The sequence below is a fragment of the Zoogloea sp. genome, from assembly GCF_044344315.1.
Classification (GTDB): Bacteria; Pseudomonadota; Gammaproteobacteria; order Burkholderiales; family Rhodocyclaceae; genus Zoogloea.
The window spans coordinates 1-17,946 of record NZ_JBIJDC010000004.1 but is presented as its reverse complement, the minus strand read 5'-3'; the positions used below and the strand labels follow the sequence as shown (position 1 = coordinate 17,946).

General features: G+C 62.0%; 23 protein-coding genes. 8 read left to right on the top strand and 15 right to left on the bottom strand.

Features of this window, described 5'->3' with window-relative positions; genetic code table 11:
* Positions 1–44 precede the first annotated feature (44 nt).
* A complete protein-coding gene (locus ACIQ09_RS01630; protein ID WP_398305112.1) occupies positions 45–395 on the bottom strand; it encodes a hypothetical protein in 351 nt (116 codons plus the stop codon).
* 71 nt (positions 396–466) lie between these two features.
* On the opposite strand from ACIQ09_RS01630, the gene ACIQ09_RS01625 reads away from it, so the two are divergent.
* Genes ACIQ09_RS01625 through lipA form a run of 4 tightly spaced genes read left to right on the top strand, consistent with a single transcriptional unit; the run spans position 467 to position 3,454 of the window.
* Positions 467–1,591, top strand: coding sequence for a D-alanyl-D-alanine carboxypeptidase family protein (locus ACIQ09_RS01625; protein ID WP_398305109.1), 1,125 nt, complete (start codon positions 467–469; stop codon positions 1,589–1,591).
* Positions 1,592–1,604: 13 nt separating this feature from the next.
* On the top strand, positions 1,605–1,874 hold the full coding sequence (locus tag ACIQ09_RS01620) for a YbeD family protein (RefSeq protein ID WP_398305106.1): 270 nt from the start codon (positions 1,605–1,607) through the stop codon (positions 1,872–1,874).
* Positions 1,871–2,488, top strand: a complete 618-nt coding sequence (lipB, locus tag ACIQ09_RS01615) for a lipoyl(octanoyl) transferase LipB (protein ID WP_398305103.1) — start codon at positions 1,871–1,873, stop codon at positions 2,486–2,488. The genes ACIQ09_RS01620 and lipB overlap by 4 nt, the downstream gene beginning before the upstream one ends.
* 18 nt (positions 2,489–2,506) lie before the next feature.
* Positions 2,507–3,454, top strand: a complete 948-nt coding sequence (gene lipA, locus ACIQ09_RS01610; RefSeq protein ID WP_398305100.1) for a lipoyl synthase — start codon at positions 2,507–2,509, stop codon at positions 3,452–3,454.
* Between the two features lie 54 nt (positions 3,455–3,508).
* Here the strand turns inward: lipA and ACIQ09_RS01605 are convergent, their stop codons facing one another.
* Positions 3,509–3,955: an NUDIX hydrolase gene (locus ACIQ09_RS01605; RefSeq protein WP_398305097.1), complete on the bottom strand. Its 447-nt coding sequence runs from the start codon at positions 3,953–3,955 to the stop codon at positions 3,509–3,511.
* A 331-nt stretch (positions 3,956–4,286) separates the two neighbouring features.
* Here ACIQ09_RS01605 and ACIQ09_RS01600 point away from each other — a divergent pair, with 331 nt between their 5' ends.
* Together ACIQ09_RS01600 and ACIQ09_RS01595 are read left to right on the top strand one after the other, a co-directional pair.
* Positions 4,287–6,068 (top strand): alkaline phosphatase D family protein, encoded by a 1,782-nt coding sequence (locus ACIQ09_RS01600; protein WP_398305094.1) that lies wholly within the window; start codon positions 4,287–4,289, stop codon positions 6,066–6,068.
* 156 nt (positions 6,069–6,224) lie between these two features.
* Positions 6,225–7,223, top strand: coding sequence for a LysR substrate-binding domain-containing protein (locus ACIQ09_RS01595; protein ID WP_398305091.1), 999 nt, complete (start codon positions 6,225–6,227; stop codon positions 7,221–7,223).
* Between the two features lie 60 nt (positions 7,224–7,283).
* Here the strand turns inward: ACIQ09_RS01595 and uraD are convergent, their stop codons facing one another.
* Together uraD and ACIQ09_RS01585 are read right to left on the bottom strand one after the other, a co-directional pair.
* Complete coding sequence (gene uraD / locus ACIQ09_RS01590) at positions 7,284–7,805, bottom strand: 2-oxo-4-hydroxy-4-carboxy-5-ureidoimidazoline decarboxylase (protein WP_398305088.1); 522 nt, start codon at positions 7,803–7,805, stop codon at positions 7,284–7,286.
* Between the two features lie 44 nt (positions 7,806–7,849).
* A complete protein-coding gene (locus ACIQ09_RS01585; RefSeq protein WP_398305085.1) occupies positions 7,850–9,253 on the bottom strand; it encodes a nucleobase:cation symporter-2 family protein in 1,404 nt (467 codons plus the stop codon).
* Between the two features lie 295 nt (positions 9,254–9,548).
* On the opposite strand from ACIQ09_RS01585, the gene uraH reads away from it, so the two are divergent.
* Complete coding sequence (gene uraH / locus ACIQ09_RS01580) at positions 9,549–9,905, top strand: hydroxyisourate hydrolase (RefSeq protein ID WP_398305082.1); 357 nt, start codon at positions 9,549–9,551, stop codon at positions 9,903–9,905.
* A complete protein-coding gene (locus tag ACIQ09_RS01575) occupies positions 9,905–11,083 on the top strand; it encodes a urate hydroxylase PuuD (RefSeq protein WP_398305079.1) in 1,179 nt (392 codons plus the stop codon). The genes uraH and ACIQ09_RS01575 overlap by 1 nt, the downstream gene beginning before the upstream one ends.
* Before the next feature lie 9 nt (positions 11,084–11,092).
* Here ACIQ09_RS01575 and ACIQ09_RS01570 read toward each other — a convergent pair whose 3' ends face one another.
* The 11 genes from ACIQ09_RS01570 to ACIQ09_RS01520 all read right to left on the bottom strand — a co-directional run.
* Positions 11,093–11,365 carry a hypothetical protein gene (locus ACIQ09_RS01570; RefSeq protein ID WP_398305076.1) on the bottom strand — a complete coding sequence of 91 codons (273 nt, stop codon included), beginning with the start codon at positions 11,363–11,365 and terminating at the stop codon, positions 11,093–11,095.
* A gap of 361 nt (positions 11,366–11,726) precedes the next feature.
* Positions 11,727–12,239, bottom strand: a complete 513-nt coding sequence (locus ACIQ09_RS01565; RefSeq protein WP_296410838.1) for a metal-dependent hydrolase — start codon at positions 12,237–12,239, stop codon at positions 11,727–11,729.
* Positions 12,240–12,289: 50 nt separating this feature from the next.
* Positions 12,290–12,676, bottom strand: coding sequence for a VOC family protein (locus tag ACIQ09_RS01560; protein ID WP_398305071.1), 387 nt, complete (start codon positions 12,674–12,676; stop codon positions 12,290–12,292).
* Between the two features lie 9 nt (positions 12,677–12,685).
* The gene (locus ACIQ09_RS01555) at positions 12,686–13,219 is read right to left on the bottom strand and encodes a DinB family protein (RefSeq protein WP_398305067.1); all 534 of its coding nucleotides are present in this window, start codon (positions 13,217–13,219) and stop codon (positions 12,686–12,688) included.
* Between the two features lie 766 nt (positions 13,220–13,985).
* Positions 13,986–14,387 (bottom strand): hypothetical protein, encoded by a 402-nt coding sequence (locus ACIQ09_RS01550; protein WP_398305064.1) that lies wholly within the window; start codon positions 14,385–14,387, stop codon positions 13,986–13,988.
* A gap of 266 nt (positions 14,388–14,653) precedes the next feature.
* Positions 14,654–15,214 carry a hypothetical protein gene (locus ACIQ09_RS01545; protein WP_398305061.1) on the bottom strand — a complete coding sequence of 187 codons (561 nt, stop codon included), beginning with the start codon at positions 15,212–15,214 and terminating at the stop codon, positions 14,654–14,656.
* 91 nt (positions 15,215–15,305) lie between these two features.
* Positions 15,306–15,806, bottom strand: a complete 501-nt coding sequence (locus ACIQ09_RS01540) for a hypothetical protein (protein WP_398305058.1) — start codon at positions 15,804–15,806, stop codon at positions 15,306–15,308.
* Positions 15,796–16,107 (bottom strand): hypothetical protein, encoded by a 312-nt coding sequence (locus ACIQ09_RS01535; protein ID WP_398305055.1) that lies wholly within the window; start codon positions 16,105–16,107, stop codon positions 15,796–15,798. Before ACIQ09_RS01535 ends, ACIQ09_RS01540 begins: the two co-directional genes overlap by 11 nt.
* 70 nt (positions 16,108–16,177) lie before the next feature.
* On the bottom strand, positions 16,178–16,501 hold the full coding sequence (locus tag ACIQ09_RS01530; protein WP_398305052.1) for a DUF6572 domain-containing protein: 324 nt from the start codon (positions 16,499–16,501) through the stop codon (positions 16,178–16,180).
* Between the two features lie 450 nt (positions 16,502–16,951).
* A complete protein-coding gene (locus ACIQ09_RS01525; RefSeq protein ID WP_398305049.1) occupies positions 16,952–17,410 on the bottom strand; it encodes a hypothetical protein in 459 nt (152 codons plus the stop codon).
* 99 nt (positions 17,411–17,509) lie between these two features.
* Positions 17,510–17,946: hypothetical protein (locus ACIQ09_RS01520; RefSeq protein WP_398305046.1), on the bottom strand; the 437-nt coding region annotated here is incomplete at its 5' end.

Below are 17,946 nucleotides of genomic sequence, written 5' to 3'. Positions count from 1 at the left end.
GCCCGCCGGAACCAAAGCACATCACCCCGCAAAGGGTGTCCAGCTCAGGCCCGCCTGGGTGGCGGTGAGGTCAGCTTGGGGATCACCGAACGCCACATCGGACGGGCATCATTAGGGGGATCATCAAGCAGGAAGCGGGCCCGGAAACACGCCGTACAGGCGAGGGCCGGGCAATCGAGGGGGTCGAGGCTGCTGAGGTCGAGCTTCTCTTCGGCTGCCGGGTCGAGGGTCTGCACCTGCTCGGCCAGATCGGCCGCCGCATGGTGGTTGTCCACGGCCATGGAGCTGCCTGCCCACAGGAGGACGAGGCAGGCCAGAAAGAGAGAGAGGCTTCGGCGGATCAGGTGCATTGCAGCAATAAAGACCATCCGCGGTACGTGGAGTTCCGCATTCACTTACGATTGGAAGGCGGTTGATGATCGGAGGCGTGACTATAATCGCACTTTTTTCGCTTTTGCACCCCGCCATGCTGCGTCGCATCATCCTGCTTCTGCTCGTCCTGCCCTCCCTCGCCTTTGCCCAGATGACGCCGCCAACGGTCTCCGCACGGGCCTGGGTCCTTCTCGACGTGGGTTCCGGCCAGGTACTCACCGCCGAAAAGCCCGACCAGCGCATCGAGCCTGCCTCGCTGACCAAGCTGATGACGGCCTACCTGGCCTTCTCGGCGGTCAAGAACAAGACCCTGAGCCTGGAGCAGACCGTTCCGGTGTCGGAGAAGGCCTGGAAGGTGCCGGGCTCCAAGATGTTCATCGAGCCGCTGAAGCCGGTTACCGTGGACGAGTTGCTCCACGGCATGATCATCCAGTCGGGCAACGATGCCTGCGTGGCGCTGGCCGAAGCCATCGCCGGCTCCGAGGAGAACTTCGCCCAGCTGATGAACAAGGAAGCCGCCCGGCTGGGCATGAAGAACACTCACTTCGAGAACGCCACCGGCCTGCCCCACCCGTCCCACCTGACCTCGGTGCGCGACCTGTCCATCCTGGCCACCGCCATCATTCGCGACTTCCCCGAGTTCTATCCCATCTATTCCATCAAGGAATACAGCTATAACAAGATCAAGCAGCCCAACCGCAACCGCCTGCTGTTCATCGACCCCACCGTCGACGGCGTCAAGACCGGCCACACCGACAGCGCCGGCTACTGCCTGATCGCCTCGGCCAAGCGCAATGAGCGCCGCCTGGTGTCGGTAGTGGTGGGCACCACCAGCGACAGCGTGCGGGCCCAGGAATCCCAGAAACTTCTCAACTGGGGCTACCTGGCCTTCGACACGGTCAAGGTGTACAGCGCCAACCAGGCGGTGAACGAACTCCGCATCTGGAAGGGCACGGAGAACATGGTCAAGGGTGGCTTCCTGAACGATTTCGTGCTGTCGCTGCCCAAGGGCGACGCCGAGAAGCTCAAGGCCAACGTGGTCAGCCAGCAACCCCTGATGGCCCCGGTCACCAAGGGTCAGACCATCGGCACCCTGCAACTCAGCCTGAACGACAAGCCGGTGGGTGATTACCCCATCGTGGCCCTCGACGACATCCCTGAAGCGGGCTGGTTCGGCCGCTTGTGGGACGCCATCCGCCTGTGGTTCAAGAACCTCTGAGGAGAGTACCCGGATGACTGAAGAACGCACCACCCTGCTCGAATTCCCCTGCGAATTCCCCATCAAGATCATGGGTGCGCGGGTGGATGCCTTTGCCCAGACGGTGATCGATGTGGTGCTGCGCCACGCCCCCGACTTCGACCCCGCCACAGCGCAGATGCGCCCTTCGGCCAAAGGCAACTATCTGGCCATCACCTGCACCCTCACCGCCACCTCCCAGGTCCAGCTCGACGCCTTATACACCGAGCTGTCGTCCCACCCGATGGTGAAGGTCGTCCTGTGATCGTCCGCCACCTGGGCGTCGCGCCCTACGAACCCACCTGGCGCGCCATGCAGGAATTCACCGCCAGCCGTAACGCCACCACCGCGGACGAGCTGTGGCTGGTGCAGCATCCACCGGTGTACACCCTGGGCCAGGCCGGCAAGCCCGAGCACCTGCTCCACGCCACCGAGATTCCGCTGGTCAAGATCGACCGGGGCGGTCAGATCACCTACCACGGCCCCGGCCAGGTGGTGGCCTACCTGCTCCTCGACCTGCACCGACGCCACCTCAAGGTGCGCGAGATGGTCCAGTTGCTGGAGCAGGCCCTCATCGACTGCATCGCCGACTACGGCCTCGACGCCCGCCGCAAGGACGGCGCCCCGGGCGTCTACATCGACGGCGAGAAGGTTGCCGCCCTCGGCCTGCGGGTTCGCAACGGCTGCAGCTACCACGGATTGTCCCTCAACGTCGATATGGACTTGACACCATTTACGTGGATCAATCCCTGCGGCTATAGTGGGCTCAAGACCATACAACTCAAGGACTTCGGCGTGACTGAAGGCCCCGACGAAGTCACCGAACGACTTCTCGGCCACCTCCAGCGACATTTTCCCGACGTCCCTCCCACCGCCTGACCAAAGGACGACAGCCCCATGGATTCCGAGAGCCGCAAGCAGCGTGGCGCGGCCAAGACCGCCCGCATCCCCATCAAGATCGTTCCCGCCGAACGCCTCAAGAAGCCCGACTGGATCCGCATCAAGCTGGGCGCCGGCATCGAGGCCGAACGCTTCAACGAGATCAAGGACACCCTGCGCGAGCACAAGCTGCACACCGTCTGCGAGGAAGCCTCCTGCCCCAACATCCACGAATGCTTCGGCAAGGGCACGGCCACCTTCATGATCATGGGCGACATCTGCACCCGCCGCTGCCCCTTCTGCGACGTGGGCCACGGCCGCCCCGAGCCCCTCGACGTGAACGAGCCAGCCAACCTGGCCAAGACCATCGCCGCCATGCGCCTCAACTACGTGGTGATCACCAGCGTGGACCGGGACGACCTGCGTGACGGCGGCGCAGACCACTTCGTGCAGTGCATCAGCGCCACCCGCGAGGCCAGCCCCAAGACCACCATCGAAGTGCTGGTACCTGACTTCCGCGGCCGCATGGAGATCGCCCTGGACATCTTCGACCAGGCCCCGCCGGACGTGATGAACCACAACCTGGAAACCGTGCCGCGCCTCTACAAGCAGGCCCGCCCGGGTTCCGACTACGCCTACTCGCTGGAACTGCTCAAGCAGTTCAAGGCCCGCCACCCGGAGGTCAACACCAAGTCCGGCCTGATGGTCGGTCTGGGCGAAACCGACGACGAGATCCTCGAAGTGATGCGCGACATGCGCGCCCACAACGTGGACATGCTCACCATCGGCCAGTACCTCCAGCCCTCCGGCGGCCACCTGCCGGTGCTGCGCTACGTGCATCCCGACACCTTCAAGATGTTCGAGACCGAAGCACTGAAGATGGGCTTCAAGAACGCCGCCTGCGGCCCCATGGTGCGCTCAAGCTACTGGGCCGACCAGCAGGCTCACGGGGCGGGGGTGGTCTGACCCCATACCAGGATGCCGGAACACGGGCCCCGCCCGGCCGTTCCGGCAGGCCGCTCAGTGCTGACGCAGGCTGCCGAGCAGGCCTTTCTTGATGGCGATGGTGGTTGGCCGGTTGAAGCGGGCCGGCAGACGCCCGGGCTTGAACCAGCCGAAGTTTGAATGCTCCCGGTTGAGGCGGGGTACCACCTCGCGCTCAAGCCGCAGCAGATAGTAGTGCAGCTCGCGGTCCCCGCCGCCGTGCACGCCGTCCCCGAAGACCCTGCCCAGCTTCACCAGCTGCTTCTCCTTGACCCGCAGGCCGGCCTCCTCGACAAGCTCCCGCAGCAGGGCTGTGCGGGGCGACTCTCCCCGATCCACCCGGCCGCCAAAGAAATTCCACGCCCCCCCGTTGTTCACCACGCTGGAACGTTTTCCGAGCAACACCTTACCGGTGTCTGCGCACTGGATGATGGCCCACACGCCAGCCTTGCGTAACGAGGGATTCAGACGTTCCTTTGCCATGGGATGAGAAAAGAGTTGTGCGGATCAGTCAAACCGGGCAGAGACATCCTCGCGGACCCGGCGGTGTCATCAGGACTTTATATCGGTATTACGTTTCACAGTGCTTACAAGCACAAGCCAAGTTTATACAACCCAAGCATTTTCTTATGCAAGGCCAGAGTGCTCGAAGGCGCGCCATGGATCAGACGGGCCATGCCCCCCGGGAGAGCACGGCCGCAAGGGCCACCGATCCCCTGCCTGGCGCTGAGCCTGCATAAAGGCAGCCACACCAGCGTCACGGCGCTGTCATGCGCGCTTTGTCTAATCGAGGGTCACTTCTGGAGCCTGGACCATGCCGCTCGACAACACCCGCCGCGATTTCATCCGCAACTCTGCGACCCTGCTCACCGCCGCTTCGGCCACCGGCCTCCTCAGCGCCTGTGGCAGCAGCCATGACCGCCCCGCCCAGGCGGATTACCTTTATGGCGTCGCCAGCGGCGACCCCCTCACGGATCGGGTCATCCTGTGGACCCACGCCCGCGCCGGCAACCTGGACACCGCCATCGCCCTCAGCTGGCAGGTGGCATCCGACGCCGAGTTCCGCCAGATCGTCTCCGCCGGCCAGGTGTCCGCCACCGCCGACACCGGCTTCACCGCCAAGGTCGATGCGGGCGGCCTCACTGCGGGCAGCCGTTACTACTACCGCTTCATTGACGCCTCCGGCAAAGCATCGCCGGTCGGCGTCACCCGCACCCTGCCCACCGCGGACGTCAGCAGCGTGAAGTTTGCGGTGTTCTCCTGTGCCATCTATTCCGAGGGCTTCTTCAACGCCTACGATGCCGCCGCCCGCTCCGATGCCGACTACGCCCTGCACCTTGGCGACTACATCTACGAGTACGGGGCCGACCCCGCCAAGTACGGCAATACCGACGCCGTGGCACTCAACCGTGTCACGGCCCCCGCCCACGACATCGTGAGCCTCGACGACTACCGTACCCGCTACGCCCGCTACCGCTCGGACGCCAATCTCCAGGCCGTGCACGCCCGCATGCCCTTCATCGCCATCTGGGACGACCACGAGTTTGCCAACAATGCCTACGTGACCGGCGCCGAAAACCACGACAGCACCACCCAGGGCGACTGGGCCACACGCAAAGCCAACGCCGCACGGGCATATCACGAGTGGCTGCCCATCCGTAGCGACGCCAGCGGAGACCGGCTGAAGATCTATCGCCGCTTCGACTTTGGCCGCCTGCTCAGCCTGCACCTGCTCGACACCCGCATCGAGGGGCGCGACCGCCAGTACGACAACTACGGCGATGCCGACGGCGGCCTGGCCCGCTACGCCGCCGCCCTCGGGTCGGGCAGCGACGCCACCCACCGCATGATCAGCCCCACCCAGCAGGCCTGGCTGGTGGACGGCATCACCCGCTCGGAAGCCGCCTGGCAAATCCTCGGCAACCAAGACATCATGGCCCGGATGTGGATGCCCGCATCGGTGCTGCAGGCCCAGAACACGGCCTTCGCCAACCCCACGCCCGCCAATCAGGCCGCCGTACAGACCGCCATCAGCGACTACCTGGGCGCCAAGCTCACCCGCGCCGCCGGCCAGCCCCTGAGCCCCACCCAGAGCGCCCTGCTATCCGCCACCACCAACCCGCGCCTGCCGTACAACCTGGACGCCTGGGATGGCTACCCCCTGCAGCGGGAAGCCATCCTGCAGTCCATCCAGCCCCTCGGCAAGCGCCTCGTGACCCTGTCGGGCGACTCCCACAACGCGTGGTTTGCCAAGGTGACGACCCTGGCCGGACAGACCGTCGGCCACGAATTTGCCGGCACCTCCGTCAGCTCCCCGGGCTTCGAGTCCCTTGGCCTGGGCGCCCTCGGCCCGGCCCTGGACGGCAGCGTGGCGGCAGCCCAGCTCGGCAGCGCCGCCATCGGCGCCGGGCTGGGGCTGGTGGATGACCTGGCCTACGCCGACACCCGGCAGCGCGGCTACCTGCAATTCACCGTCACCGCCGACGCGGTGAAGGGTGAGTATGTATTTGTCAGCACGGTCAAGAGCAGCAGCTACGCGGCCAGCGTCGGCCGGACCATCACCGTTTCCGCCGCCGGCGGCGTCAGCTACGCCTGACCCACCAACGCACCATGCCGGTGCCGGCGCGTCCTCCAGAGGCCGCCCAGGCACCGGCATGGTCCGTGATGGCGGGCGGCAGGGCCCTGAAACGGCGCTTTTTCACCTGGAACGATTATTGCAGCGCAGCAGGGATATCGTTCAAGGAGCACCAACATGGCCGCGAACTGCACCTGGGATTCCATGGATGTCCATCTGCTGCGCGTACTCCACGCCCTGCTCACCGAATGCAGCGTGAGCAAGGCGGCGCGTCGCCTCAACCAGTCTCAACCCGCTGTCAGCACCGCTCTGCGCCGCCTGCGTGACATCACCGGCGACCAGCTGCTGGTGCGCAGCCGCAACGGCATGACCCCCACCGAACGGGGCGCCGGGCTGCTTGAGCCGGTCAAGATTGCGTTGCAGCAGATCGAAGCCATCGCCGTCCGCCAGGTCAAGTTCGACGCCGCCAGCTCCCGCCGGGTCTTCAACATTGCCACCCCGGACTACCTCAACGCAGTTCTGCTGGGCGAGATTGTGGCCCGCCTGCGCAAGTTCGCCCCCAATTCCCAGGTCGCCTTCCACTCCCTCGGCCCGGATTTCGACTACGCCCGCGCCCTGGAAACCGGCGAGCTGGACGTGGTCATCGGCAACTGGCCGCAGCCCCCGGAAAACCTGCGCATGGCCCCGCTCTTCGACGATGACGTGGTGTGCATCATGCGCAAGGGCCACCCCCTGGCCGGCAGCAAACTGAGCACCGAGGATTACCTCGCCGCCGAGCACCTGGTGCCCACCCCCTATGCCGTCGGGCAGCGCGGCGTCATTGACCTGCACCTGGCCCGCGAACGCCTGAAGCGCAACGTGGTGGCCTACGTCCCCTACTTCGGCCTGGTGCCCTACCTGCTGCTGGAGACCGACATGCTGTTCTCCAGCCCGCGCATCTTCGCCGAACACTGCGCCAGGATGATGCCCCTGACCGTTGTCGAGGCCCCCATCGACTTCCCCAAGATGAGCTTCTACCTGTTGTGGCACGACCGCAGCCATTACGAGGAAGAATGCCGCTGGTTCCGCGAACAGATCACCACGGTGGCGCGCAGCTCCCCGGCCATCCCCCGCGCCCAGGCCGCAGCCGTGACCAGCAGCGTGCAAACCTCCGCTACTGCCGTAGCCGCTCTCTGACGAGACAAGCGGCCCGGCGCGGCCGCCCGCTTGCGGCCTTCCTTGCGGCCTATTCCGCCACTATTCCGCCACCCGCGCCTCCAGGCGCAGCGCCGCGATCCGGGCGATCTGGCGCAGGGCTTCGGCAAACTCCGCCTCAAGATCGTGCCCCAGCCGGCGCTCCATAGCCGCGATGATGTCGCCCCGCCCCAGCCCCCTCACGGCAATGATGAAGGGAAAGCCGAACTTGGCGTTGTAGGCCCCGTTGAGGGCCTGGATCAGTTCGAACTCCTCCGGCGAGCACGCCGCCAGCCCGGCACCGGCCTGTTCTGCCGTTGACTCCCGGGTCAGCTCACCACGCACTGCCGCCTTGCCGGCCAGCTCCGGGTGGGCCCGGATCAGGGCCAGCTGGGCCGCGCGGGGTGCCGCCTGCATGGCGCCCACCAGAGTACCCAGCAGGGCCTCCCGGTTGGCGAAGGGGCGACGCGGCCAGGCCTGCTCGGCCACCCAGGGGGAATGCTCGAAGATGCCGTCGAGGGCCGCCACGAAGGCGGCCTGGTCCAGCTGCGACAGGCTTGCGGCGGTGAAGGTCGGGGTCGTCATGGCAGGGGCTCCGGGCCTGGGGCAAAAAAGGGACGAAACGGGGATCAGTGGAGTTCCGCTTCCAGCGCCATGTGCTTGGCGCTCTCGGCGGCATCACGACGATAGCCGTTGAAGAACAGGTTGAGCAGCACCGCGGTGATGGCCGTCAGCAGGATACCGCTATGCAGCAGGGGCCCCAGCACCTTGGGCATCTGGTGGAAGAACTTGTCGGCCACCAGCGGGATCATGCCGAAGCCGATGCTGATGGCGATGATGTAGGGGTTGAAGCGGTTGGTCTTCAGGTCGGCCGCCAGCAAAATCTTGATGCCCGTGGCGGCAACCATGCCGAACATCACGATGCCGGCACCGCCCAGCACGAACTGGGGCACCGAAGCCACCACGTGGGCCATCTTGGGGAACAGGCCGAAGGCCACCAAAATGGCCCCGCCGGCCACGCATACCCAGCGGCTGCGCACGCCTGTCACCCCCACCAGACCGATGTTCTGGGAGAAGGAGGTGTAGGGAAAGGCATTGAAGATGCCGCCAATCAGGGTGCCCAGGCCATCGGTGCGCAGGCCCTTCTCCAGGTCCTTGGGCGACAGGGGCTTGCCGGTGAGCTCGCCCAGCGCCAGGAACATGCCCAGGGATTCCACCATCACCACGATCATCACGAGGCACATGGTGGCCGCCGAGACCGGATCGAAGGTGGGCATGCCGAACTGGAAGGGATAGACCAGGGCGAACCACTCGGCCTGCTCCAGCCCGTCGAACTTGACCTTGCCCATGGCCAGCGCCACCACAAAACCGAACACCAGCCCCAGCAGCACCGACACATTGGCGACAAAGCCCTTGCCATACTTGGATAGCAACAGGATCACCAGCAACACCGAGAAGGCCACCCCCAGGTGCTCGGGCGCGCCGTAGGCCGGGTTGGGCACCATCTGCCCGGTAGCCAGATCCTTGATCATTGGCACGCCGCCGGCCGCCCAGTTGATGCCGACGCGCATCAGGGTCACGCCGATCACGGCGATGATGGTGCCGGTGACCACCGGCGGAAACAGGGGCAGCAGGCGGCTGATCACCGGCGCAAAGAAGATCCCGAACAGCCCCGCCACGATCACCGAGCCGAATATCGCCGTGATCCCCAGATCGGGGTTGGCGGCCATGGCCAGCATCGGGCTCACGGCGGCAAAGGTCACCCCCATCATCACCGGCAGGCGGATACCGAAGGGGCCGATGCCCAGCGCCTGGATCAGGGTGACGATGCCGCAGCACAGCAGGTCGGCATTGATCAGCAGGGCGATCTGGTCCTTGGGCAGCTTGAGGGCTGCCCCCAGGATCAGCGGCACCGCCACCGCGCCGGCATACATCACCAGCACGTGCTGCAGGCCCAGGGCAAACAGGCGGGGGGTAGGGAGGATTTCATCCACCGGGTGAACCGTGGTGTCAGGGTCGGGACGGGTCGTCACAGGCATCTCCTGGAAGGGCTGCGGACTGACGCCGCGAGCAGATCATGGGGGGATGGCAGGCCGCCGGAGCGTGCTCCGCGACGATGCCGCATGAATCCAGAGTACGGAGCGCGGCCGGGGGCCGACAAGTAGCGGGATCGGATAAGCATCCTGTCGGGTTTCATATGACCCCGCCCACCGCGCCCCCGGGCCCGCATTCCACAGCCTTATTCGCCCAAGCCAATAGGTGATATTCGCCGGCCGCAGAAAACCCCTTTCTATAATCGGGTCACTCCCACCCCTGCCGAGGACCCCCATGGGCCGCCTGACCACCCACGTACTCGACACCGCCCGCGGATGCCCCGCGGCCGGCATGGCCTTTGCGCTGCACCTGCTCGGATCTGACGGCAGCTGCCGTGAGCTGTGCCGCGGGGTCACCAATCACGACGGCCGCGCCGATGCCCCCCTGCTGCAGGGAGAAACCATGGCCGTGGGCAACTACGAGCTGGTCTTTGAGGTGGCGGCCTACTTTGCCGCCGCCAGCGTGCCGCAGTCCGACCCGCCCTTTCTGGGCAGCGTCCCCCTGCGCTTCGGCATTGCCGACACCGCCGCCCACTACCACGTGCCGCTCCTCGTATCGCCGTGGAGCTATTCAACCTACCGGGGCAGCTGATGGACGCTTACCTCATCGAATGGGGCAGCCTGCTGCTGCGCTGGCTTCACCTGATCGTCGGCATCGCCTGGATCGGCTCATCCTTCTACTTTGTGTGGCTGGACAACAGCCTCAAGCCCCCCACCGACCCGGCCCTCAAGGCCAAGGGCGTGGGCGGCGAGCTGTGGGCCGTGCATGGCGGCGGCTTCTACAACCCGCAGAAATACCTGGTCGCCCCGGCCCACCTGCCGGACGATCTGCACTGGTTCAAATGGGAGAGCTATTCCACTTGGCTGTCGGGCTTCGCCCTGATCTCCACCCTGTACTACCTGCAGGCCGGCAGCTACATGGTCGATCCCTCGGTGGCCGCCATCAGCCCGGGCACCGCCGTGGCCATCGGCCTGGGCACCCTGGCCGGCGGCTGGGTGGTGTATGACGTACTGTGCCGCCTGCTCATCAACCGCAGCCAGCTGCTCTTCGGCATCGTCTATTACGCCTTCGTGGTGGCCGTGGCCTGGGCCCTCACCCACCTTCTGTCGGGCCGTGCCGCCTTTATCCACGTGGGCGCCATGATCGCCACCACCATGAGCGGCAACGTCTTCTTCTGGATCATCCCGGGCCAGAAACGGGTGGTGGCCGCCATGCAGCGCGGCGACACCCCCGACCCCATGGACGGCATCCGCGCCAAGCAGCGCAGCTACCACAACAACTACCTGACCCTGCCGGTGCTGTTCTGCATGATCAGCAACCACTACGCCTTCACCTACACCCATGCCCACGCCTGGGCGGTGCTGGCCCTGATCATCCTGGCGGCCGTGCTGATCCGCCACTTCTTCAACCTGCGCCACAAGGGCGCCGTGCGCTGGGAGTTCCCCGCCGCCGCCATCGCCATCCTGGCCGGCGTAGCCATATGGCTGGCCCCGGCGCCGCGGCTTGCCAGTGCCGGCACCACCGCCCCCACCCTGGCCGACATCCAGCCCATCATCAACGCCCGCTGCACCGCCTGCCACGCCGAAAAGCCCACCCTGATGGCCTCCGCGCCGGCCGGCGTACTGCTCGACACCCCCCAGCGCATCGAAGCCCAGGCTCAGCGCATCCACGACCAGACGGTCAAGCTCAAGGCCATGCCCCTGGGCAACGTCACCGGGATCACCGAAGAGGAACGGATGAAGATTGCCGGGTGGTTTGAGGGGCGCTGAGGGCGCCACTCAGGCCCGCGTGGGCGGCTTCCTGCGGCCGAACAGATACACCGCCACCGCCCCGGTGGCAGCCCCGGCCGCAAACCCCTCCCAGGCGTCGATGGGCAGCAGAGAGCGCCCCAGCAGATAGAGCATCAACACCGGCAGGAGCACCGCAAAGATCGCGTTCCCCACATCCCCGGTGCGGATCAGCAGACCGCAGACCATCCACAGAAAGCGGAACAGCCCCACCAGGGCAAGCGCCAGAAAGAAATTCCCGAAAAACTCGAACACCGGAGCCACGCTGCGTTTGTCAGATGGGGCAGATGATGCCAGTCCGCCCGCCAGAGGGGGCCGGAAATGCGGCTGATAAAGGGCCAGGGCAAGCCCCCTCGTGGGGTCGAATTCATCCTAACTTCCTCCGTTTGACGCGTCGTCTGACGGTCGATACGGTCTCTCCTATAGGGGCGATTTGTAGGGGCGACTTCAGTCGCCCACCCCCGCGTCGATCACCGACACACCCTTGATCTCAGCCCGCGGGCGACTGAAGTCGCCCCCACAGTCCCTCCAGCCGCCCTCAGCGCGTCCCATAGACCCCTTCAGCTTCACCCATCGGGTGATACGGCCAGTGGAGGGCAAACCCGCGTCAGCAATGGGTTTGCGCTCATGGTGACGCCTCACCGTGCGCGTCCCGCGGAGCCAGCCGGCTGGCCACGATGAAATACAGCACCGCACCCACCACCCCGCTCCCCAGGCAAAACCAGTGCATGGCCTGCACCGACATCAGCCCGAGCAGACCGTTGTCCCGGGTCAAGGGCCAAAAGGGCTCCACGTCCGCATGCATGATCCCGTCAAGCAGCACATGGCTGAAAGTACCGACGAAAGCCGACAGCACAGCCACCGGCCAACGGATGGGCACAAAGCGGCGACAGCCGATCAGGCGCAAGCCGAACTCCGACAGATACTTCCCGCTGAGGGCCGAAGCGACGCCCAGCAGGGAGGCCCCGATCCAGGTATGGGTGAAGCCATGCAGATGCCCCTCGCCGGTCAGGATCACCACCAGCGGCTGAATATCCATCACGATCTGCGCCCAGCCGAAGACCATCAGGGAAAACGCCCCCTGCAGCACCGCCTTGATCAGGAGCCCCGGCCCCATGTGGAAGGGTGTAAATGGCATACATGCCTCTCAGAAACGCGCTTCAAGCGGCCCCACCAGAGCGCTGCGCCTCACGCGGCAAACTCCCGCACCTGAAACACGTTCCCCTCAGGGTCCATCCCGTTGCACACGGTAAAGCCCGGCCCCTGCCAGTTCTCGGCAAACACCTCGCCCCCCAGCCCCCGCGCCGCAAGCCGTGCCGCATCCAGGCTGGGCACGCTGAAGAAGAACTTGAGCGCCGTATCCTCGCGCCGCTGGGGCGGCGAGGTGATGACGATGCCCTCGGCAAAGGGCGGCGGAATCCGGTGCACCAGCAACTGGATGTCGGCGGATTCGAGCACGATCAGCTCCGGCGTGGCATGCAGGCGGGCCATGCCGGCGACGGCGCAATAAAAATCGGCAACGCGCTCGGGATCGAGGGCGTAGATGAAAAGTCCGGCACGGGCGGGACCTGGCATGGGTGCTCCTTATGCAGTGGTCGGAATGACCGCCAATAGATCGGTGACGCCGACATCCACGCCGGCCTGACACAACAGCGTCGTGACCTGGCCGCGATGGTGCGTCTGGTGGTTGAAGAAGTGCAGCAGCAAGGCCCCGAAACACCGGCTCGAATGGACGCCCGCCATGTTGCTGTAGGCCAGATCGGCCGACAGATGTTCGGGCGTCAGCCCGGCAACCCAGCGCTCGATCAGGGCATCCAGCCCCCGCCGGTACTGGCCCAGCCCCGCCAGATCGTCCGCGAGGGGTTGGGTCAAGGATGCAGGCCGGGGAAACCCGGACAACGCGCCCAGCGCCGGAAACGCCGCCTCGTGCTGCGCAAAGCGGTGCAGCCAGATCGTGTCCGCCACCGCGATGTGATTGAGCGTGCCCAGGATGGAACCAAAGAACGCCCCCTTGTCCGCCGTCAACGCCGCCGGGTCGAGGGTCGCCGCCGCGGCATACAGGCGGTCGTTCATCCAGCGGTTGTATTCGGCCATGAGGGAGGCGGTCTGTGGGGTCATTGGGGGGTCTCGGGTGGGTGGGTGCCGGACGGGCCGGCGGATGGGAAGTCAAGCACAGCCTGGATCGGCATTGGCGTCGCATGAGGCGGGGCGACAGCAAAAGCCAACACCACAAGGACCGCGGAGATTGCATAGCCAATCATGCGCCATGCGCCAGACTCCGCACTCGAGTAGTTGCGTGGGTTCTGACGGACATGGGGAGACTCTCAAGCTAGACAGCAACCTACATCAGATGAAACAGACGAAACAAGCCAACGAAGCGTCATTTAGGCGTGAGGCATGGCGACGATGGCGCCGCCGCATCATTCAAAAAAGCAACTACTTCAAGCCTCTCAGCCCTTCTTGATCTCTCAGGCCATGGATACTCCAGATCAAGCGCAAGCGTATTACTGGAAACCCTCACGGCGCCTTTTACGTTGATTATTCGCTGCCCGCACCGATAGAACTCCACCTCACCTGCCGAAAAATCACCTTCGAAACCACTGGTACGAACCTCAATCTCGACGGGGTATCGATATACAGTGAAGTCAAAGGGAAGATGCATATTTCCCGTGTGCCACCTCTGCCCCTGGAGGACATACGCTTTACCTCCCGAAAGGTCGGGATTTTTCCGAACAAAGGCTTGAGGCACCACGTCAATACCGTTCGCAAAATAGCATCCAGACACTGAGAAAGCACATGCAGCCATCCCAACCAATCGAGCAACCAAACGAATACATCTGGCTACAGAAACCAACGATCCCATAACCTATCAATCTCCTAGAGATCAATCATAAAGACCCGAACGCTCTCCCGGGCTTAGCTTTCTGCAAGACAAATACTGCTCTACAACCAGCTCACGAGGGTACTTTCCAAGATGCCCAAATTTTCCTACTGAACTCAGCTTTCCGACGACCTCAACAAACAGAATCGGCGTCCCTCCGCCCACCTTCTCAGTCTGTTCAACACAAGGCGGAAGTTTATCCAGCCACCAGCGCTCCTTGCTACCAACAAGCGAAAACCTGCTCTCCTCAAAACCGTAAGCATAGTATCCGGAAAAAGTCTCCCCCTCATTGGCGCACAAACAGCCCGAAAAAAGAAATATCGCCAAAAAACCGCGCTGCAATGGTGGCATCAAAGCAACCGACTCCAAAAATCCTGACATAGCGATGAGATGCGTGCAAATCATGCGCACCCCAACTCAAAGTCACTATTTACTTACACGGAACCTCAATCTGATACGAGTACTTTATATTTTTATTTCTGCACTAAGGCACTGAAATGACGAATACATCTCTGGTGAGGCTGCCTTTGCCCATGGGATGGTCTCGCATGCTTGTGCCGTACAGATGGAGGGCAAAAGGATGGCGATGGCGGAAAGTAGTCGCATTTGTGCTGCCTAACGTTGAAGTTGTGGGGCGGCAAAGCCGTCCCACACAAACAAGTGGTTAGGCGTTACTTCCACGGTTTCCACCAACTACTCTTGGTCTTGAGTTCGGCAAGCTCTTCAAATGGAGTGCGGTCAAAGTCCGCGTTGCTTTCATCGTGACGGAATCCACAGAGCTCCTTGGCGAGAATGAGTGGGATATCCATGTGGAAGTGGCCGTCGAGATTCTCGCTGTCCTCGGGTTCTACTGTAGCCAGTAATTCGCGGAAGCGTTGAGGCAGCAGGCCTTGGGAAGAAATATTTTCATTGTCTTCGTCGCCTTGATGCTGGACATGCCAGACGCGCGCACCGTCTCGCCAAAGTTCTACGGACGCAAAGTTGACGTGCTCCTCGATGGCGCACGCGACCGCTCGACAGCCTTTCGAGAGTGCAGACATGCTTTCTGCATTGGCAATTCGGTGATCGCAGCGTTGAGCGGCAACTAAGAACCAGTCGTTTGGCAAGGTATGGCTTGCGACGCCTTTGAACGGATATACGCAGTCTTTCGCCGTCTTGACCAATGACAGTCGCAACAGTGCTTCGTCGGCCGGAAGTGCCTCGACAGCGACCCAAGTTAATGAGATGCCCATGATGTGTGTGCGTAACGCCTAACGTAAAGGTAACCGACCTGCCACTTCCGGCAGATCCGAGCAACCAGAGGGAGCGGCGTTAGCCGCCAGCTTAGGGACAACCGTTTGGATTTCTGATGGAATACTTTCCATTAAACTCAAGTTTTTCATTTATCTTTTTATCTAAGCTCTGAGATAGATCGACAACGAACGTATTACTCTGAAATTCGACGTAGCCTGAAAGCCCCTTTATCTGATATGGAGTGGAATTAGGCCATGCGTAATGCACTGAGATTTGACCAGCTTCATACCTGCCTTTGTTTGCCGGGGAGCGAATTGTGACTAAGAGATTTGATCTTCCACCGACGAACCACTGAATTGGATTGTGAGGCAGATTCGGCCAAGTGCCTTGCAGGCTAGTCATACAAAGCGAACCTTCGCTTGCAAGCTGAACATATTTTTCAAAATCTGGCGGACGAAATGGCCCACCGCAGCCAGAAAGTAGCAGTAAAAATAGGAAAACTGGACCATGCCGCATGGCTGTACCTAACTTGGCCCCAAGGGGGCAGGCAGCTTCTGGCCTGTCCCGCTTGAGCGTAGGGCTAGAGAGCATTGGCAGATTTCTCCTTTTGATGACGCGTACGCCAGAGAACGATAGCCACGACTACCGACCAAATGAGCCACCATGCTATGACAGCAATAATCGCTCCCAAAGTGGTGGCCATGGGCCACCCATCGGAAGAGCCTTGAAGAGTAGGCAGCCCACAGTCTTCCAAAATGGATAATGCAACAAGTGTCGGAATCCAAAAGACGATTCCGAGAATTGGAATAAAGCGGGCAAGCAAGTATTCAAGCAGTAGCGCGCCCCCACCTCCGACAAATGAAATGAGTAACAGTCGTGCCATGCTGATCATTTTCTCTCCGATGTGCTAGCTAAGCCGGCAGCAAAAAGCGTAGCTTTTTGCTGCCGGCTGGAGCGGGAAGTTAGATGTCTTCAACACGATACCCAAAATCCAGTCCCGCATTTTTTATTACTTCCCTGCAGAGGGATAAAAACCTAGCTCCTTCTTCATCCGGCTCAAACTGACATATGACAAAAAGCCTAATTGGCCTTCCCTCTGCAGCTGGGTATGACTCCAATATTTCTCCGCTTTCAACAAATGCCAAGTACGAGTTCAACTTTTCTTGGATCAACAGCAGATGTTCTCTGCCGCCCCATTCAAGGTGATCGGTTGCTGTCAAAGTTACTGAGCCGCTGACGGGATCAGTGCTCATAAAATCGATCACGTTGGCTTGCTCGATGCTCATAGAGAAATCTAACCTCGAATGTAAGGGTCGGCCCGCTTGCGGGACGTCCAGCGGAGGCCGCAGGCCGTAGCAGCCTTGAGCGACTGGTTAGGCCAGGCGCTCATTTACAGACGCCCGCCAAGATAGAAGAAGACGAGCTATTTCCAGGTCGTGCTCCGGCCTCGCTGAAAGCCCCATGCGCTGCGTTGCGATGGAGCTGAGCTCTTCAGCAATTGCAGATTCATTTGCACAATCTCGGACCAAGGCAAAGACTCTGGGCAAATAGCCGTAGTACTCGTCTCGCGCTTGCGGCGTACCCGCGACTCCAATGGGATCCCAGACGTAGTGCAGAACTTCGTCAACGGCACGATAGAGCGCCATATCCTGCGCAGAGAGTTTCTGTCCCATGGCCTAAGGTTAAAAATCACCGCGCGGCCGTAAGGCCGATCCGGTTAATTGCGATGTTAGGCATTATTTCATTACCCCGTTAAGTACGTATGCAATAAAGTTGAGCGCGAGCAATATCAAGGCAGCCAACTGAATGCGCCTAATTAGCTTCGCATACTTGAAAGACTCCTGCGGACCTAAAGAGCCGGCAAGGCGCCGCAATTTTTCATCGTCGGAATGATCATAAGTTTCTGTTGGCGTCAGGTAGGTTTCCAGCTCGTCACCACGAACGCGTCCACCAAGCGCTTGCGCAATTTCAATCATGAGCTGAAGCTGCGCGTCATTAGGCTCTTTTGCCGTGAGTTCCAATGGGCTTGTATCCAACCAGAAGCCTTCTCCCTCACCCATATTTTTTAGTAGTGTTTGCGATGACGAATCGTATGACCACTCGGGAAACTTCGTTGCGAGGGCGATAAAGTCCTGCTCGGAGAATCGCTGGCGTCGTCCAGAAGCAGTCTTGATGATTGAAACGTTGTATCCCATATGAGCGCGCTGCCTAACGTGTAGCTAACCCGACGCCCGTCAGGGTGGTCGAATTGAGCGGAGTGTTGGGCGTTATTACGGAGAAAAAGAAAGTAGAAATCACTGAGCCCCCCCAGCAAAGGCACAAGTGACTCTTTTGATCGAAGCTCCAAGGAGAGGCACTTTTCTCCTGCAGTTTGTCTTTCCGGGAAAGCGAAGCAGAACATCCACCTTGTTATCGCAGACCTCTAGTTCTGTTTCGACGAGGTGGTTTGTTCGCAATGACTGCTTGTTACCGTCGATCCAGATTTCTGCGCCGGGCGGGGTGGTTTGAATGTCAATTGCAATCCTTCGCCGTTCGCAAGGCACGATAACAGAACCTGTGCACCAGTCATTTCCGGTAGGTGGACCAAATTGCGGTGTTGCCAATATAACCGTAGCCGCACCCTCCTTGCTTACCAGGGCAATTGCATCGATATGGCATATTTCCATAAAAATATCGTTCACTTTCATGTGCTTACAACACCCCTGTTCACAGCGCCATATTTTGTGTAGTT

What these genes read in the sequence shown, in the direction of transcription:
- ACIQ09_RS01525 (WP_398305049.1), bottom strand. Translation starts at nt 17,410, where the DNA reads ATGGGATACAACGTTTCAATCATCAAGACTGCTTCTGGACGACGCCAG.
- ACIQ09_RS01605 (WP_398305097.1), bottom strand. Translation starts at nt 3,955, where the DNA reads ATGGCAAAGGAACGTCTGAATCCCTCGTTACGCAAGGCTGGCGTGTGG.
- ACIQ09_RS01625 (WP_398305109.1), top strand. Translation starts at nt 467, where the DNA reads ATGCTGCGTCGCATCATCCTGCTTCTGCTCGTCCTGCCCTCCCTCGCC.
- uraD (WP_398305088.1), bottom strand. Translation starts at nt 7,805, where the DNA reads ATGACGACCCCGACCTTCACCGCCGCAAGCCTGTCGCAGCTGGACCAG.
- ACIQ09_RS01575 (WP_398305079.1), top strand. Translation starts at nt 9,905, where the DNA reads ATGGACGCTTACCTCATCGAATGGGGCAGCCTGCTGCTGCGCTGGCTT.
- ACIQ09_RS01560 (WP_398305071.1), bottom strand. Translation starts at nt 12,676, where the DNA reads ATGCCAGGTCCCGCCCGTGCCGGACTTTTCATCTACGCCCTCGATCCC.
- uraH (WP_398305082.1), top strand. Translation starts at nt 9,549, where the DNA reads ATGGGCCGCCTGACCACCCACGTACTCGACACCGCCCGCGGATGCCCC.
- ACIQ09_RS01595 (WP_398305091.1), top strand. Translation starts at nt 6,225, where the DNA reads ATGGCCGCGAACTGCACCTGGGATTCCATGGATGTCCATCTGCTGCGC.
- ACIQ09_RS01540 (WP_398305058.1), bottom strand. Translation starts at nt 15,806, where the DNA reads ATGCTCTCTAGCCCTACGCTCAAGCGGGACAGGCCAGAAGCTGCCTGC.
- ACIQ09_RS01545 (WP_398305061.1), bottom strand. Translation starts at nt 15,214, where the DNA reads ATGGGCATCTCATTAACTTGGGTCGCTGTCGAGGCACTTCCGGCCGAC.
- lipA (WP_398305100.1), top strand. Translation starts at nt 2,507, where the DNA reads ATGGATTCCGAGAGCCGCAAGCAGCGTGGCGCGGCCAAGACCGCCCGC.
- ACIQ09_RS01565 (WP_296410838.1), bottom strand. Translation starts at nt 12,239, where the DNA reads ATGCCATTTACACCCTTCCACATGGGGCCGGGGCTCCTGATCAAGGCG.
- ACIQ09_RS01550 (WP_398305064.1), bottom strand. Translation starts at nt 14,387, where the DNA reads ATGATTTGCACGCATCTCATCGCTATGTCAGGATTTTTGGAGTCGGTT.
- ACIQ09_RS01620 (WP_398305106.1), top strand. Translation starts at nt 1,605, where the DNA reads ATGACTGAAGAACGCACCACCCTGCTCGAATTCCCCTGCGAATTCCCC.
- ACIQ09_RS01530 (WP_398305052.1), bottom strand. Translation starts at nt 16,501, where the DNA reads ATGAGCATCGAGCAAGCCAACGTGATCGATTTTATGAGCACTGATCCC.
- ACIQ09_RS01600 (WP_398305094.1), top strand. Translation starts at nt 4,287, where the DNA reads ATGCCGCTCGACAACACCCGCCGCGATTTCATCCGCAACTCTGCGACC.
- ACIQ09_RS01555 (WP_398305067.1), bottom strand. Translation starts at nt 13,219, where the DNA reads ATGACCCCACAGACCGCCTCCCTCATGGCCGAATACAACCGCTGGATG.
- ACIQ09_RS01535 (WP_398305055.1), bottom strand. Translation starts at nt 16,107, where the DNA reads ATGATCAGCATGGCACGACTGTTACTCATTTCATTTGTCGGAGGTGGG.